The sequence below is a fragment of the Acinetobacter sp. S-1 genome (genome assembly GCF_059579785.1).
Map to the genome: position 1 here is coordinate 619,262 of NZ_CM184207.1, position 16,882 is coordinate 636,143.

Consider the following 16,882-nt stretch of genomic DNA (forward strand, 5'->3'; position numbering starts at 1 on the left):
GTGAATGGATGTATAAAATTGTAGAGGGTGGTTGGGAACAGCTTGAGCAAGATGCCAAATACATCCGTGAACAAGTCTTTATCCGAGAACAGGGAATTGCACCTGAAGATGAATGGGACGACTTGGATGCCACAGTTCTACATTTTATTGTCTATGACAAAGAGCAGCCTATCGCTACAGCACGTTTGTTGCCGCAGCATAGCGTAGGGCGTGTTGCTGTTTTAATGCCTTATCGAAAGCAGGGTATTGGTAAAATTTTAATGCAGCATATTATTGACTATGCACGTCGTCATAAACTGCCTTACTTAAAGCTTTCAGCGCAAACCTATGTGACCGCTTTTTACGAAGCTTTAGGCTTTAAAGTACAAGGTGAAGTTTACCAAGACTGTGGTATTCCACATATTGATATGGTTTTGAAGTTAAATTGAGACTTCTTTTTAGAAATCTCAATTTTAATTTATTTCATTGCATTCCAACTTTCGATGGCCTGTAAGCCAGTTTCTAAACCGACTTCATAACTGTAGCGAAGCTTTTTTGGATTGGTAGTTAAACGGCCAGCCATATTTTTAAGAGGCGGTGGACACACTTCTAAAATTTGCTGGTCTGGATTTTCACCACGAACAAAATCGACCGAAGCGTTATAACGAGCACAGCGGCTACGCAAGCTACTAGCGAAACCATAATGATGTTTAAACGCATATTTTGCGAGGAATTGATCACCTCGACTACTTGCTTTGAAATAGTTTTTCGGACGAGTACGTAAAACTAACAGTTTTTTGACGCCACTTTGCTGAGCCGTCCAGCGAACGGGTAGGGCATCTGCAACACCACCATCAAAATAAGGTTCACCCATAATATCGACGGGATGACGCGTTAAAACTGGAATTGAGCTAGAAGCACGAAGCGCATTGAGTAAATTGTCTTTACCCGCACGAAGATATTCTGCATGACCTGTTTTGGCATGCGTCAACACCATATAAAAATCAGGATTTTTGGAAAAAAGACTCTGTTGATCAAGAGGATGCTCTTGCTCACCAATTTCCCACATCCATTTTAAATCAAGTAAATCGCCGCCCTTAAAAAAGCGCTTGTAATCGATAAATTCAGGACGCAGTGAATGATCAATATAAAATGTTAAAGTGCGGCCTTGCTGGCCTGCTAGGTAGTTGGCGACATTAGTTGAACCAGACGATACACCAACATATAAATCGAATGGGTCGAACTGTTGTTGTAAAAACGCGTCAAGTACACCACTGGTAAAGGCACCACGCATGCCTCCACCTTCTACAACCAGTGCGTTGCGGGAAAAATCTGTCATTTGAAAAATATCTGATTACTGAGTTGAGTGCTTATGTTCTTGCATATCCATTCCAGGCATATCGTCATGTTGCGCGTGTTGCTCTGTAGAATGTTCAGCTTTTTGCTGCATTTGCTCTTGTTGTGCTTTGCGCTGTGCTCCTGGCATATAGTCAGGTTCATTACTCATTGCTAAATAGAAAAAGCCAAGGAAAATCGCACTTAAAACACCAACGATCAGAACAAATTTCCAGCCTAGAACTGCTGACTCGGAAGAATTTTTATCGGACATAAGGATTTCTCGAATGTGCTGTAGAAGCACAAAAATGAAGTCTATTTATAGCATATTTAGGTGTGAGGCTGAAATCTTAAAGGTCATAAAGAAAAACCCATATAAATAAAATATATTTATATGGGCAAGGTTTATGCAGTTTTTAAATATTTAATAAGTCTAAGTTATTGAATATTTTGTTTCTGCTCAGCTTTGGTTTTTAGCAGTGCAGGCGGTGTAAAACGTTCACCATATTTGGCAGTTAACTCTTCAGCTCGTTTTTGTGCTTTATCAGTGCCGTATTGATTTAGGAATTGAATTGCTCCACCCGTCCAAGGTGCGTAACCAATCCCAAAAATAGAACCGACATTGGCATCAATTACAGACTCCAACACACCTTCTTCATAACAACGTAAAGTATCTAAGGCCTGTACAAACAGAATGCGATCAATCATATCTTGTTCAGAAATATCGTGATCTTTTTGCCAACGGTTCAAGCCTTCCCAAAGGTGCTTTTTACCATTTTCAGGGTATTCATAAAAACCAGCTCCAGCAGCTTTACCTTTACGGTTTAACTCATGAATCATGGTGTGAACCACTTCATCTACAGAAGTTTTAGGTAAATCTTTTCCTTCGGCCTGAAGAGCTTTGCGTGCTTCACTGGCAACATGTTCGGTTAATGTTAAAGATACTTCATCTTGAATAGCGAGGGGGCCAACTGGCATACCAGCTTTCAGTGCTGCCATTTCAATACGCGCTGGGTGGACACCTTCGGCAAGCAAGCGCATACCTTCTTGAATGAAGGTACCAAACACACGACTGGTAAAGAAACCACGGCTATCATTAACAACAATCGGTGTTTTTCCAATTTGTTGTACAAAGTCATAAGCTTTGGCAAGTGTCTCTGCGGAGGTGTTTTTGCCTTTAATAATCTCGACTAATTGCATTTTGTCGACAGGGCTAAAAAAGTGTAGGCCGATAAATGCTTTATCATCCTTACTTGCTTGAGCTAAACCTGTAATTGGCAGGGTTGAGGTGTTTGATGCCATCACACCGTTAGGCGCTAAGTATTGTTCAGCTTCTTGAGTGACTTTAGCTTTGAGTTCTTGGTTTTCAAATACCGCTTCAATAATTAAATCACAACCTTGTAAGTCTTGAGCTGAAGCTGTAGCGGTAATGAGTGATAAAACCTGATCACGTTTTTCTGCGGTCATGCGGCCTTGTGATACACGTTTATCTAAGAGCTTTTGTGAATATGCTTTGCCTTTCTCAGCATTTTCAACAGATACATCTTTAAGTACAACTGGAATGCCTTTTATGGCTGTTGAATATGCAATCCCTGCACCCATCATGCCTGCACCCAAAACACCCACTTTCGTGGCTTGCCATTTTGCAACGTCGGCAGGGCGGCTCGCACCAGACTTAATTGCATTTAGACCATGCCAGAAAGTGCCGATCATATTTTTAGAAATTTGGCCTGTGGTAAGCTGAGTAAAGTAGCGAGACTCAATACGCAGAGCAGTATCGACATCAACTTGAGCACCTTCAACTGCGGCAGCCATAATTGCTTCAGGGGCAGGGTAACAACCTTTGGTTTTGTCTCTTAACATGGCTGGCGCAATTGCAAGAACTTGTGCAACTGCTGGAGTTTTTGGATCACCACCCGGGATTTTGTAGCCCTTTACATCAAAAGGCTGTTGAGATTTTGGATTAGCCTTGATCCAAGCAATTGCTTTATCTAAAAGCTCTTGTTCATTTTCAGCAGTATCGTGAATTAAGCCTAAAGATTTTGCTTTATCAACACCGAACTGTTTGCCTTCCATTAAGAAAGGAAATGCATTTTGAAGCCCAAGCAGACGTACCATGCGCACAATACCGCCGCCACCCGGTAACAAACCTAAAGTGACTTCTGGTAGGCCAAATTTACTTTTCGCGTCATTGATTGCAATACGGTGATGGCAACTTAATGCGATTTCCCAACCACCGCCAAGTGCAGTGCCATTTAATGCTGCAACGACTGGAATGCCTAACGTTTCAATTGTGCGTAAATGACCTTTTAGCTTTTCAACCATATTGAAAAAGTCAGTCGCATGTTCAGGTTGAACTTGAATTAGCTCATCTAGGTCACCGCCTGCAAAGAAAGTTTTCTTAGCTGAGCGGAAAATAACACCTGAAAGTTCTGTTTCTGATTTAAGTTTCTGAGTCGCCTCATCAAGCGAGTCACGAAACTCGGCATTCATGGTGTTCGCAGATTGACCTGTTGAATCAAGCGTTAAAATGACAATATTGTCGGCATTTTTTTCGTATTGAATTGCACTCATCTTTTATATCCCTAATTTTTATACGCGTTCAATAATGGTGGCAATACCCATTCCACCGCCAACACAGAGCGTCGCTAAACCGCGCTTTTTATCTTGTCGTTCAAGCTCATCAAGTAGTGTGCCTAAAATCATGGCACCTGTTGCTCCTAATGGATGGCCTAAAGCAATCGCACCACCATTTACGTTGACTTTTTCAGCAGGGACGTTGAGTTCATTAATAAAACGCATTACAACAGCTGCAAAGGCTTCATTGACTTCAAATAGGTCAATATCATCAATCGTGAGGCCAGCTTTTTCTAAAGCTTTACGTGCAGCAGGAGCAGGGCCAGTCAGCATGATGGTTGGGTCAGTCCCGACTAATGCAGTCGCCAAAACTTTAGCGCGTGGTTTCAAATTTTGTTCTTTTACCGCTTTTTCAGAAGCCAATAAAACTATAGCTGCTCCATCGACAATGCCTGATGAGTTACCTGCGTGATGAACATGATTTATTTTTTGTGCTTCTGGATATTTTTGTAAAGCAACTGCATCAAAACCCATTTGCCCCATCATTTCAAAACTTGGGTTGAGCTTCGTTAGACCTTCGAGTGTTGTATTGCCTTTAATGAATTCATCTTTATCTAAAATCACTACACCTGCGTGATCTTTTACTGGTACGATTGAGTGATTGAAATAACCATTTGATTGAGCTGCTGCCGCTTTTTGTTGTGACTTTACAGCAAAATTATCAACATCTTCACGGCTATAGCCATCTAGGGTTGCAATGAGGTCAGCGCCGATACCTTGTGGAACAAATGATGACTTAAGATTTGTTTCTGGATCTAGAGCCCATGGTCCGCCATCAGAACCCATTGGAATGCGTGACATTGATTCAACGCCACCAGCAACCACTAAATCTTCCCAACCAGAGCGGACTTTCATTGCTGCCATATTGACTGCTTCTAAGCCTGATGCACAAAAGCGATTGATTTGCACCCCAGCAACATCATCATTCCAACCTGCTGCAATCGCTGCAGTTTTGGCAATATCACCACCTTGATCGCCAATTGGTGTTACGCAGCCCAAAACAATGTCATCGACTTTAGACGTATCGAGTTGATGGCGCTGCTGTAATTCATTTAATAAGGTGGTGAGTAAGGTAATTGGTTTTACTTCGTAAAGAGAGCCATCTTTTTTTCCTTTTCCGCGTGGTGTGCGAATGGCATCAATAATATAAGCCTCGCTCATAACAGTTCCTTTTTTATTACTTAAACTTTGTTGTGTTTTGAGTGTACTGGTTTTAAAAGGCAACGCAATGACGATAAGCGCACCAGTCAGGTGATGATTTTTGCCAATAGAAATACAAAAAAGCCCAAGTTGAACTTGGGCTAAATGTGAAACTAAAGAGATTTAAGAGTTAGTGATAACCATGTAGCTGGCGATATAGGCCAGGAGTTACACCCGTCCACTTTTTAAATGCGCGGTGGAACGTACTGGTTTCACTAAAACCAACTTGTTGAGCAACGTCTTCAAGTGTTAATTCTGGGTTAAGTAACAAGTGAATCGCAGCATCTCGGCGTAAAGCATCTTTTACGCCTTGGTAGCTTTTACCTTCGGCAGCCAAGCGGCGGCGTAAAGTTTGCGGAGATAAATACAACATTGATGCAACGTCATTAAGCGTTGGCATTTCTTCACCAATTTGGCTTTTAAGTACTTCACGAATACGAGAAGTTAGCGAGTTGGTGTTTTTGAATTTTACTAAAAGCTGAGCAGGTGCTGCTTTTAAGAATTCTTCTAGCGTTTTCTCATCTTGGCGGATTGGTAAATCAAGATAATCAGCTGCAAAGGTAATTTCAGTACGCGGTGCATCAAACTGCATAACTGGTGCAAAAAATAATGCATCATATTCATCTGCATGTGCAGGACGTGGATAGCTAAAATGAACACGTTCTAATGGCAAGCGGCGTTCAATCAACCATGATGCTAGACCGTGCCAAATCATAAGCATACTTTCAGTAATGAAATGGTCTGGATCTAAAGTTTTTGGAATGAGGGGAACTAGGCGTGCTTCATGTTTGTCACGCTCTAGAGTTACAGACCATTCATCGCCAAATAATTTGTAGAATTGAGATGACAGTTCAAGGGCTTGACCTAATGTTTTTGCGTGAATAATCAACTGACACATAATGGCAAAAGTGCCCAGACGACGCGGTTGTACGTCAAATCCAACGTGTTCATCCTGTGTGACCATCCACAACATTTTTATAAAACGAGTATATTGTTCTGGTGAGATTCGAGCTTTAGGTTGACGTAATAATTCCGCTTCAATACCCACATGTGAAAGGAGCATTTCAACATCCATGCCAAGGCGTTTTACGCCTGTCAAAGCCGCATTCACGAAGTGGATGCTAATCGTATCGCGACTCATATTGAATCCTTCAGTCTCTTTGATGTTCACTTTAAATTGACCTAAATGACCGTCTAAAAAAATAAATTGGCGATTTACAACAGAGTAAAAGCACTTTTTACATGTTAAATTGCCGAAATGATCAAGGTAAATGGCTGAACATGACATTGTTTTAGTATATTTGCTTAACTAATATAAAAGAAAATTCGAATAATAGTGGTTAAAAATACGATGACGACAGCATTAAATGGACTTAAAGTTCTCGATTTCTCGACGCTCTTACCTGGACCTTTTGCCACAATGTATCTGGCCGATATGGGAGCAGAAGTCATCCATATCGAATCTCCATCACGACCAGATCTAATCCGAATCATGCCGCCATACGCAAATGGTCAAGCAACAGCACATAGCTATCTAAACCGAAATAAACAGTCGATTGTTCTCGATTTAAAAGATAAAGCGAGTATTGATCTGATTAAAGCCAAAATTTCTGAGTTTGATATTGTCATAGAGCAGTTCCGACCTGATGTCATGCGCCGTCTAGGATTAGACTACGCGACGCTTGCCGAAATTAACCCGCGTCTCATTTATTGTTCAATTACAGGATATGGACAAACAGGAAGCTATAAAGACAGGGCTGGGCATGACATTAACTATTTAGCTTTAGCTGGTATTGCTGGATATAGCGGCCGACAAGACAGTGGTCCGCCACCGCTCGGTATTCAGGTTGCAGACATTGCAGGTGGTTCACTTCATGCTGTCATTGCGATTTTAGCTGCGGTCGTCGAACGCGGACATAGTGGAATGGGACAATATATTGATATTTCTATGACTGATTGTGTTGCTAGCCTAAATAGTATGGCGGCATCCGCCACACTTGCTGCACAGGTTGAACAGGCACCAGAGCATGGCATGCTCAATGGCGGCATTTTCTATGATTATTATATGACTCAAGATGGCCGTTATTTTTCAATAGGTAGTCTTGAACCACAATTTATGTCTGGTTTGTCAGTAGCCCTTGATTTGCCTTTATTATTACAAAAAGGTGCTTCTTTAGATGTAGAAGACCGACAGGAAGTTAAACAAGCCATTCAAGAGAAAATCAAAACGAAATCATTTAAAGAATGGCATGAAATTTTTGCAAATCTTGATGTGTGTGTAGAACCTGTTTTAAGCCTAACGGAGTCCTTAAACTCGCCTTTAGCACAAGAACGTGGATGGATTGTGGATGTACCTTTGCAAAATAATACAGCGGATACAGAACCACAATTGGCTTGTCCAATTAAGTTTTCAAGATCGAAAATGAGATATTCCTTTATAGGTCAAAAACTTGGTGAAGGGCAGTGGTAAAGAGCTGGGGTCATTTTTCATACAATGTGTATTAAGATTATTATTAGATTAATCAATCGATTAACATTTTGAATAATTTCTTTACATAAAATTAGCGTACCCTTTATAAACAAAGACATAAAAGGTATGTAAACATGAAAACACATAAATCCTTGATGGCTTCCTGTTTATCCGTTTTATCAATTACTCTTTTTATACAGCATGCACAAGCTGCTGCTGCATTCGACCCAAATAGTCCTTGGATGTTGGGTGATTGGAACGGTCAACGCACCGCGTTACAAGCACAAGGTTATGATTTTTCTTTTGGATATACCGGCGAATATGCCGGTATTTTAGATTCAAAAAATACGTCTACGCATGGTAGTGCTTATACGGGGCAACTTGCACTAGGAACTCATTTTGACCTAAATAAAATTTTAGGTTGGCAAGATACGGAAGCTCAAATCACATTAACATATCGTGATGGGCAGTCGCTTTCTGAACATTCACCAGCTTTAGCAGGGCACTTAAGCTCGGTACAAGAAGTGTGGGGGCGTGAGCAAACTTGGCGTTTAACAGATTTATGGATTAAGAAAAAATTCATGGATCAAAAATTAGACGTTAAAGTCGGTCGTTTTGGTGAAGGTGAAGACTTTAACAGTTTTGACTGTGATTTCCAGAATTTAGCGCTTTGTGGTTCGCAAGTCGGTAACTGGGTGGGTGATCAGTGGTATAACTGGCCGGTTAGCCAATGGGCAATGCGTGTTAAATATAACTTGCAACCTGACTTATATACTCAAGTTGGTGTATATGAATATAACCCAGAAAATCTGGAGCGAGGCAAAGGTTTTAACTTAAGTACTGATGGTTCTCACGGTGCAATTATTCCTGCCGAAGTGGTTTGGTCACCTAAATTAGGTGCTCAAAGTATGGCGGGTGAATACCGTTTAGGTTATTACTACAGCACTGCTGATGCCAAAGAAATTGCAGATGAAACTAAAAACTCTCATAAACAAGGTGTTTGGGTAACTGCAAAACAAAAATTATTCCAGCCTGCTGATCAAACAGATCGCGGTTTAACAGGTTTTGTGAACCTGACTTTCCACGACTCTGATACCAACAAAATTGATAACATGCAAAATGTAGGCTTGGTCTATAAAGGTTTGCTCAATCAACGTCCTCAAGATGAATTGGCACTCGGTGTTGCTCGTATCCATATCAATGATGACTGGAACGATGTTCAAACTAAAGAATATGACACTGAATACAATACCGAGCTTTACTACGGTATTCATGCCACTAACTGGTTAACTATTCGTCCAAATGTGCAATATGTTCGTCATGTTGGTGCATTAAAAAATGGTGATAACACTTGGGTTGGCGGTATTAAATTCTCAACTGCATTCTAAGCGTAATTACTCCGAAAAACGGATTGTCGAGGGCTAAGTCATTGATTGAATTATCCTGACCTTCCGTTTTTTCTTGATGCCTGAATTTGTTTTAGATGTATTGGTGATGCCATTTTTCTATAAGGTTCTTGGCACATCTTTCCTATAAAAATGATGATTGATAAGAGGTGGTTTATGAATCAACCTACTTCAAGATCAGGTTTAACGACTTTTACCGTAATTATTATTGGGTTACTGGCGTTATTCCTGTTAATTGGAGGTATTTGGCTCGCTACACTAGGCGGTTCAATTTACTACATTATAGCTGGAGTATTACTCCTCATTGTTGCATGGCAACTCTACAAGCGTGCTTCTACTGCTTTGTGGGTTTATGCTGCATTAATGCTAGGAACTATTATCTGGAGTGTCTGGGAAGTTGGAACAGACTTTTGGGCGCTTGCACCACGTTTAGATATTTTAGGTATTCTTGGTTTATGGTTATTGGTTCCGGCTGTAACTCGTGGAATCAACAACCTTGGATCAAGTAAGATTGCCTTATCTTCAACTTTAGCAATTGCAATCGTGTTGATGGTTTATTCTATCTTCAATGATCCGCAAGAAATTAATGGTGAAATCAAAACACCTCAACCAGAAACAGCTCAAGCCGTGCCTGGTGTTGCTGAAAGTGATTGGCCAGCTTATGGTCGTACTCAAGCAGGTGTGCGTTATTCTCCATTGAAACAGATCAATGACCAAAACGTAAAAGACTTGAAAGTTGCTTGGACTTTACGTACTGGCGATCTTAAGACAGATAACGACTCTGGCGAAACGACCAATCAGGTTACACCGATTAAAATCGGTAATAACATGTTTATCTGTACAGCTCACCAGCAGTTAATTGCGATTGATCCTGCTACAGGTAAAGAAAAATGGCGTTTTGATCCGAAACTTAAAACGGATAAATCGTTCCAGCATTTAACTTGTCGTGGTGTGATGTACTACGATGCAAACAATACAACTGAGTTTGCAACGAGTCTTCAAAGCAAGAAATCTAGCTCTACACAATGTCCACGTAAGGTATTTGTACCAGTCAACGATGGTCGTTTAGTGGCTGTAAATGCTGACACTGGTAAAGCATGTACTGACTTTGGTCAAAATGGTGAAGTGAACTTACAAGAGTTTATGCCATATGCTTATCCAGGCGGTTACAACCCAACATCTCCTGGTATCGTGACTGGTTCAACTGTTGTGATTGCTGGTTCTGTAACAGATAACTACTCCAATAAAGAGCCATCTGGTGTGATTCGTGGATATGACGTTAACACTGGTAAACTTCTTTGGGTATTTGATACTGGCGCAGCAGATCCAAATGCAATGCCGGGCGAAGGTACTACTTTTGTTCATAACTCACCAAATGCGTGGGCACCTTTAGCATACGATGCCAAACTTGATATCGTTTATGTACCAACAGGTGTAGGTACACCAGATATCTGGGGTGGTGACCGTACCGAGCTGAAAGAGCGTTATGCAAACTCAATGTTAGCGATTAATGCTTCTACTGGTAAATTAGTGTGGAACTTCCAGACGACCCATCATGATTTATGGGATATGGACGTACCATCACAACCATCTTTAGCTGATATCAAAAATAAAGCTGGCCAAACTGTTCCTGCAATCTATGTATTGACGAAAACAGGTAATGCCTTTGTGCTTGATCGCCGTAATGGTCAACCGATTGTTCCTGTAACTGAGAAACCGGTTCCACAAATAGTTAAACGTGGACCACAAACTAAAGGTGAGTTCTATTCAAAAACTCAGCCATTCTCTGACTTGAACTTGGCGCCACAAGATAAATTGACTGATAAAGACATGTGGGGTGCCACTATGCTTGATCAGCTCATGTGTCGTGTATCTTTCAAACGTTTAAATTACGACGGTATTTATACGCCACCATCTGAAAACGGTACTTTAGTTTTCCCTGGTAACTTAGGTGTATTTGAATGGGGCGGTATGTCAGTTAACCCTGATCGTCAGGTTGCTGTAATGAACCCGATTGGTCTGCCATTCGTCAGTCGTTTAATTCCTGCTGATCCAAACCGTGCACAAACTGCAAAAGGTGCGGGAACTGAGCAGGGCGTACAACCGATGTACGGCGTACCATATGGTGTTGAAATTAGCGCATTCTTATCTCCGCTTGGTTTACCTTGTAAACAACCGGCTTGGGGCTATGTAGCTGGCGTTGATTTGAAAACGCATGAAGTGGTATGGAAAAAACGTATTGGTACAATTCGTGACAGCTTGCCGAACTTGTTCCAGTTACCAGCTGTGAAAATTGGTGTGCCTGGTTTAGGTGGTTCAATTTCTACTGCCGGTAATGTCATGTTTGTTGGTGCAACTCAAGATAACTACTTACGTGCGTTTAACGTTACTAACGGTAAGAAACTTTGGGAAGCGCGTTTACCAGCAGGTGGACAAGCAACACCAATGACTTATGAAATCAATGGTAAGCAATATGTTGTGATCATGGCTGGTGGTCATGGTTCATTTGGTACGAAAATGGGCGACTATTTAGTGGCTTATGCCTTACCAGATAACAAATAAAAAGCTTTTATAGAAAGGGCCTGGATTTATCCGGGCTTTTTTTATATCGATTTATATTAAAGCTTATCAATAAAACCGTTATTAAATATGCAAAAAAAGCATTTTATTGATGAATAAAAGCTCGCTATGCTATCCGCCTTAATAATGAATCTACTAGCCATACGCCATGTATTTATATACCGATTTCGACCAGCAGCTGGTTAATGAACGAGTTGCTCAGTTCCGTGATCAAACAGAACGCTATTTAGCTGGCAAACTTTCTGAAGACGAATATCGTCCATTACGTTTGCAAAATGGTTTATATGTGCAACGTTATGCGCCTATGCTGCGTATAGCTGTGCCGTATGGCTTAATGAATTCTAAACAATTACGTAAAGTTGCTGAAGTTTCAACTGCTTATGACCGTGGTTATGCACATGTATCTACACGTCAGAACATCCAGTTGAACTGGCCTGCGCTTGAAGATGTGCCAGATATTTTGGCTGAACTTGCAACTGTACAAATGCATGCCATTCAAACCAGTGGTAACTGTATTCGTAACACGACAACTGACCAATATGCAGGTGTGGTTGCTGGTGAAATTGCAGACCCACGTCCAACATGTGAGTTGATTCGTCAGTGGAGTACATTCCACCCAGAATTTGCATTCTTGCCACGTAAGTTCAAAATTGCTGTTTCTGCACTTGAAGAAAAAGATCGTGCGGCAACTGCATTCCACGATATTGGTGTTTATATCGTGCGTAATGAAGCAGGCGAGATCGGCTATAAAATTATGGCTGGTGGTGGTTTAGGCCGTACCCCAATCATCGGTAGTGTGATTCGTGAGTTTTTACCACGTGAAGATTTAATTGCTTATTTAGAAGCGGTTTTACGTGTTTATAACTTGCATGGTCGTCGTGATAACAAATATAAAGCGCGTATCAAAATTCTAGTTAAGGCATTAACTCCTGAAGTGTTTGCACAGAAAGTTGAAGCTGAATTTGAACATACACGTGAAGCATTGAAGATTCAGCCAGAAATCTTGAAAAAACTGGATGAAGAGTTCACTCCATTTGCTTACCAAGATTTAGCAGATGAAGACTTCACAGCTTTATTTGCTGAGCATCCAAAATTCAAACAGTGGTTCAACATCAATACGCATGCACATAAAGTAAAGGGCTATCGTATTGTTACGATTTCTTTAAAACGTGCAGGCATCGCACCGGGTGATATGACCACCGAAGAAATGAATTTTATTGCAGATCTTGCTGATAAATATACGTTTGGTGAACTTCGCACAACTCACGAACAAAACATTGCTTTGGCGGATGTACCTCAAAAAGATTTGTTCGATGTATGGCAAGCGCTTGAACAACAAAATATGGCGCGTGCACATATCGGCTTTATTACCGATATCATTAGTTGCCCAGGCGGTGATTTCTGTTCACTTGCAAATGCGAAATCAATTCCAATTGCTGAAGCGATTACACGTCGTTTTGATGACTTAGACAAAGTTTATGATCTTGGTCATTTAGATCTAAATATTTCTGGTTGTATGAATGCTTGTGGTCACCACCATGTAGGTAACATCGGTATTTTAGGTGTAGATAAGAAAGGCGCTGAGTTCTATCAAATTACATTAGGTGGTAATTCAGACCATGATGCATCAATCGGTGACATCTTAGGGCCATCTTTTGCAGCAGATGCTGTGCCTGATGTTATTGAAGAAGTATTGAATACTTATCTTGATTTGCGTACTGAAGGTGAGCGTTTTGTTGATACATATCGCCGTGTAGGAATTCAACCATTTAAGGAGCGTGCATATGCTTAATACAGCTCTACCAGTGCTTTATAAAGATGGCACGATTGCAGATAATACTTATCAAATCATTGCTGAAGATGGTGTTATTCCCCAAGGTGATGTTGTGGTCACAACAGCTCAACTCGATCAATTAGCTAACGTTCAAGGCAAAAAAGCTTTGTATGTGACCGTAAATGATTCACCTGAAGAGCACACATTTCCATTAAGTGAACTTGATGCAATCTTCATTGAGTTTGCAGGTTTTGGTGATGGTCGTGGTTATTCATTTGCTGCACTATTGCGCCGTCAAGGTTTCCAAGGTGAATTGCGTGCAACTGGTGATGTGTTTAAGGATGTCTTAAACTACTTAAAACGTTCAGGTTTTGATAGTTTTGTGATTAAAGAAGGTAAAGATGTGCAAGAAGCGGCAGCTGGTTTGCAAGACTTTACCAACCCATACCAAGCTTCAACAGCCGTACCGCAAGCAAGTTATCAAACTGGTGCTTAAATAGTTTTTAAATATAAAGGCTGAACTCAGGTTCAGCTTTTTTTATGAATAATTTTTAAATGACTCAACTGAAGAACAACAATGTTAGGTTTAATTTCAAAAATAAATCCTGGTGCTTGGTGGCTACTTTTTGCTATTGCGACAGATGTACTCTCAACATTTTATTCTGCTAAGGGGAATGGCTTAGTCAATAAAACAGCTCAGGGTATTGCTCTGGTTTTGTATATTATTTCTTTTGCATGCGCTGCTATTGCTTTGAAATATATGCAAGCCGGAATCTTATATGTGCTTTGGTCTGGGATAGGTGTATTAGCAACAGCTTTTTTGGCAAAGATTTTTCTTGGTCAGAATATTGATGTGGCAGGATGGGTGGGAATTGGTTTTATTACTGTAGGTTTAATGATTATTGCACAATATTCCAATATCGATGTTTAAAGCCCTTATAGAAATAGTGGGTATCTCTATAAGGGCTAAATATTGAAAATATTAGGTATCAAGCTGGCAGTTAACCATCCACTTTATACCGAACTGATCGGTAAAAGCACCGTACAATGCGCCCCAGAACGTTTTTTCTAAAGGCATTTCAATTTGACCATTAACAGATAAAGCATCAAAAAGTTGTTTTGCTTTTTCTTGCTCATCTTTTTCAAGATTGATCGAGATATAGTGATTATTTCCTTGGGTAAAAACGCTGTTAGGAGCACAGAACTGATCATTTGTATCTGAGGCCATAAGCACAGTGTATTCATTAATTGGCAGTGAAACATGTAGAACCAGATTTTTGTCGGCTTCCGATAACGTCACACCTTCAGGCGCTGGCATATCGCCATAACGACTTAACATACCGAATTCACCACCAAATACTGATTTATAAAAGTTAAAGGCTTGTTCTGCTTGGCCTTGGAAATTGAGATAGTGATTGAGTTGCATTGTTATTGTCCATTGTTGTTTTCGTTTAAAGGAGTAAGTTATAACTTAAAAGTGATTTTGTGGGTCATTTTTTGTAGTTTTTTCATAAAAAAATCCCACCGAAGTGGGATTTTAAAATAATGAATTTGGATTAAATGAGTTCAATTGCAACTGCTGTTGCTTCACCACCACCAATACAGAGTGCAGCAATACCTTTTTTACCGCCAGTACGTTTGAGTGCGTGAATAAGAGTAAGAATAATACGAGAACCCGTAGAACCTACAGGGTGACCTAGGGCACAAGCACCGCCATTGATATTCACTTTCTCTGCATCAAGTTTGAAATCATCAATTGGGCACATAGTAACCATAGCAAAAGCTTCGTTGATTTCCCAAAGATCGACGTCTTGAGCATTCCATCCCGCTTTTTTAAGAACTTTTTCAATAGCACCAACTGGAGCGATCGTAAATTCTGAAGGATGCTGAGAGTTTGACGCTGTCGCGATAATTTTTGCAAGCGGTTGCAAACCACGCTGTGCTGCAACTTCACTTGAAGTTAATACTAATGCAGACGCACCATCCGAAATAGAACTTGCATTTGCGGCGGTAATCGTACCGTCTTTTGCAAAAGCTGGTTTGAGTGAAGGAATCTTGTCAATCTTGGCATTTAAAGGTTGTTCATCCTGATCAACAACGACATCACCTTTACGACTAGGTACAGTAACTGGAACGATTTCGTCTTTGAAATAACCTTCAGTAATTGCTGTTTGAGCACGTTTTAAAGAGCGAATCGCAAAGTCATCCATTTGTTCACGTGTATAGCCACGAGTATTGGCCATATCTTGAGCAAATGAACCCATTAAACGCCCAGTTTCAGCATCTTCAAGCCCATCAAAGAACATATGATCTTTAATTTCGCCATGGCCCATGCGATAGCCAGCTCGTGCTTTTGGTAAAACATAAGGTGCATTTGTCATAGACTCCATACCGCCAGCAACAACAACTTCAGCACTACCTGCTTTAATCATATCAGCGGCTTGCATAACAGCTTTCATGCCAGAACCACAAAGCTTGTTAATCGTTACTGCACCTGTAGAGTCTGGTAAGCCAGCTTTACGCATCGCTTGACGTGCTGGACCTTGCTTTAGGCCAGCAGGCAGTACACAACCCATAATGACTTCTTCGACATCAGTAGGCTGTAAACCTGCTCGTGCGATTGCTTCTTTAATCGTTACCGCACCCAATTCAGGCGCTGTAAGTCCTGATAGTGATCCTTGAAAACCACCCATGGCAGTACGAGCACCATTTACAATTACGATGTCAGTCATTGTTGTAATCTCCGATTGTTCTTAATCTCAAAATAAGAAATGTTTAAAACCTAGGCAGTATATTGCAAAAATCAAAGAGAGATATCTTCTGCATTAGACTGTAGAGTTCTAACAATTTTTAAGATCTTCTAAACGGGTGTGTCCCATTTTGCTGAGAACTAATTTAAAGTTTTTAAGCTGGTTATAAGAACAGTAAGTAAAAGTGCCGTTGGATTCGCGTGGCAGTCCTGTGTCGCTCTGAAATACAATACTATTTAGTTTTTTTCCAAACTTTTGAAATTTTAAAGAACCGTAGCGATGAGCAAGTTCAACATTGGTTAATACTTCTTCATTGTTTTCCCTTTGTAGATTCTGATTCATGTCTACAAAGCTTATAAGACTTGTATCCCAGTTACTATTACATGTAGAAAAATCAACACTTGGGCAAAGTACGACACTCTTATGTCGTAGAACTGCGTCGTATTTAGCTTTTTGTATATGAATTGTGAGTAGTCGAGACGAATTTTTTAATTCTACAGAAGCCATAAATTGATGATATAAAGGAAGCGCTATAGTGGCCATAATCATAAGAATTGCGAGCGTTATAGTGAGTTCCAACAACGTGAAACCGGGAGATTTAAACATTAAAATTCCTTAATATATAAATAAATATTTTGATTTTATGCTTTCTATCAATGATTTATAATGATTTTTATAGTGAGGAAACACAAAATTAAATAAAGGTTATCAGGATGCTAGAATACTGGTAAAATCACCGTAAGCGAAAGAA

15 protein-coding genes are annotated in these 16,882 nt (G+C 40.4%); 7 read left to right on the top strand and 8 right to left on the bottom strand.

From position 1 onward, the window contains the following. Positions 1 to 8 precede the first annotated feature (8 nt). Positions 9 to 428: a GNAT family N-acetyltransferase gene (locus AC52J8_RS03075; RefSeq protein ID WP_086399649.1), complete on the top strand. Its 420-nt coding sequence runs from the start codon at positions 9 to 11 to the stop codon at positions 426 to 428. Positions 429 to 457: 29 nt separating this feature from the next. Here the strand turns inward: AC52J8_RS03075 and AC52J8_RS03080 are convergent, their stop codons facing one another. The 5 genes from AC52J8_RS03080 to AC52J8_RS03100 form a co-directional block, all read right to left on the bottom strand. Beyond that, entirely contained in the window at positions 458 to 1,318 is an 861-nt protein-coding gene (locus AC52J8_RS03080) for a patatin-like phospholipase family protein (protein ID WP_086399650.1), read from the bottom strand. A gap of 15 nt (positions 1,319 to 1,333) precedes the next feature. After that, positions 1,334 to 1,588, bottom strand: coding sequence for a hypothetical protein (locus AC52J8_RS03085; protein ID WP_086399651.1), 255 nt, complete (start codon positions 1,586 to 1,588; stop codon positions 1,334 to 1,336). A gap of 164 nt (positions 1,589 to 1,752) precedes the next feature. Next, on the bottom strand, positions 1,753 to 3,888 hold the full coding sequence (locus AC52J8_RS03090) for a 3-hydroxyacyl-CoA dehydrogenase NAD-binding domain-containing protein (RefSeq protein ID WP_086399652.1): 2,136 nt from the start codon (positions 3,886 to 3,888) through the stop codon (positions 1,753 to 1,755). An 18-nt stretch (positions 3,889 to 3,906) separates the two neighbouring features. Continuing rightward, on the bottom strand, positions 3,907 to 5,112 hold the full coding sequence (locus tag AC52J8_RS03095; RefSeq protein ID WP_086399653.1) for an acetyl-CoA C-acetyltransferase: 1,206 nt from the start codon (positions 5,110 to 5,112) through the stop codon (positions 3,907 to 3,909). A 169-nt stretch (positions 5,113 to 5,281) separates the two neighbouring features. Continuing rightward, the gene (locus tag AC52J8_RS03100) at positions 5,282 to 6,292 is read right to left on the bottom strand and encodes an AraC family transcriptional regulator (RefSeq protein ID WP_002116561.1); all 1,011 of its coding nucleotides are present in this window, start codon (positions 6,290 to 6,292) and stop codon (positions 5,282 to 5,284) included. A gap of 210 nt (positions 6,293 to 6,502) precedes the next feature. Here AC52J8_RS03100 and AC52J8_RS03105 point away from each other — a divergent pair, with 210 nt between their 5' ends. From AC52J8_RS03105 to AC52J8_RS03130, 6 genes are all read left to right on the top strand, one after another. Continuing rightward, on the top strand, positions 6,503 to 7,621 hold the full coding sequence (locus AC52J8_RS03105; RefSeq protein WP_086399654.1) for a CaiB/BaiF CoA transferase family protein: 1,119 nt from the start codon (positions 6,503 to 6,505) through the stop codon (positions 7,619 to 7,621). A 155-nt stretch (positions 7,622 to 7,776) separates the two neighbouring features. Continuing rightward, positions 7,777 to 9,009, top strand: a complete 1,233-nt coding sequence (locus tag AC52J8_RS03110; RefSeq protein ID WP_080612991.1) for a carbohydrate porin — start codon at positions 7,777 to 7,779, stop codon at positions 9,007 to 9,009. 174 nt (positions 9,010 to 9,183) lie between these two features. Next, on the top strand, positions 9,184 to 11,589 hold the full coding sequence (locus AC52J8_RS03115) for a glucose/quinate/shikimate family membrane-bound PQQ-dependent dehydrogenase (RefSeq protein WP_086399655.1): 2,406 nt from the start codon (positions 9,184 to 9,186) through the stop codon (positions 11,587 to 11,589). Positions 11,590 to 11,755: 166 nt separating this feature from the next. Further along, positions 11,756 to 13,399: a nitrite/sulfite reductase gene (locus AC52J8_RS03120; protein WP_005064287.1), complete on the top strand. Its 1,644-nt coding sequence runs from the start codon at positions 11,756 to 11,758 to the stop codon at positions 13,397 to 13,399. Continuing rightward, positions 13,392 to 13,877 carry a DUF934 domain-containing protein gene (locus tag AC52J8_RS03125; RefSeq protein WP_002116122.1) on the top strand — a complete coding sequence of 162 codons (486 nt, stop codon included), beginning with the start codon at positions 13,392 to 13,394 and terminating at the stop codon, positions 13,875 to 13,877. Before AC52J8_RS03120 ends, AC52J8_RS03125 begins: the two co-directional genes overlap by 8 nt. Before the next feature lie 81 nt (positions 13,878 to 13,958). After that, the gene (locus AC52J8_RS03130) at positions 13,959 to 14,312 is read left to right on the top strand and encodes a DMT family transporter (RefSeq protein ID WP_002116446.1); all 354 of its coding nucleotides are present in this window, start codon (positions 13,959 to 13,961) and stop codon (positions 14,310 to 14,312) included. Positions 14,313 to 14,363: 51 nt separating this feature from the next. On the opposite strand, the gene AC52J8_RS03135 is transcribed toward AC52J8_RS03130, so the two are convergent. From AC52J8_RS03135 to AC52J8_RS03145, 3 genes are all read right to left on the bottom strand, one after another. Further along, the gene (locus AC52J8_RS03135) at positions 14,364 to 14,807 is read right to left on the bottom strand and encodes a VOC family protein (RefSeq protein WP_005072758.1); all 444 of its coding nucleotides are present in this window, start codon (positions 14,805 to 14,807) and stop codon (positions 14,364 to 14,366) included. A 130-nt stretch (positions 14,808 to 14,937) separates the two neighbouring features. Next, positions 14,938 to 16,113 carry a thiolase family protein gene (locus AC52J8_RS03140; RefSeq protein WP_014207591.1) on the bottom strand — a complete coding sequence of 392 codons (1,176 nt, stop codon included), beginning with the start codon at positions 16,111 to 16,113 and terminating at the stop codon, positions 14,938 to 14,940. A gap of 108 nt (positions 16,114 to 16,221) precedes the next feature. Then, positions 16,222 to 16,737: a GspH/FimT family pseudopilin gene (locus tag AC52J8_RS03145; protein WP_086399656.1), complete on the bottom strand. Its 516-nt coding sequence runs from the start codon at positions 16,735 to 16,737 to the stop codon at positions 16,222 to 16,224. Between the last annotated feature and the right edge of the window lie 145 nt (positions 16,738 to 16,882).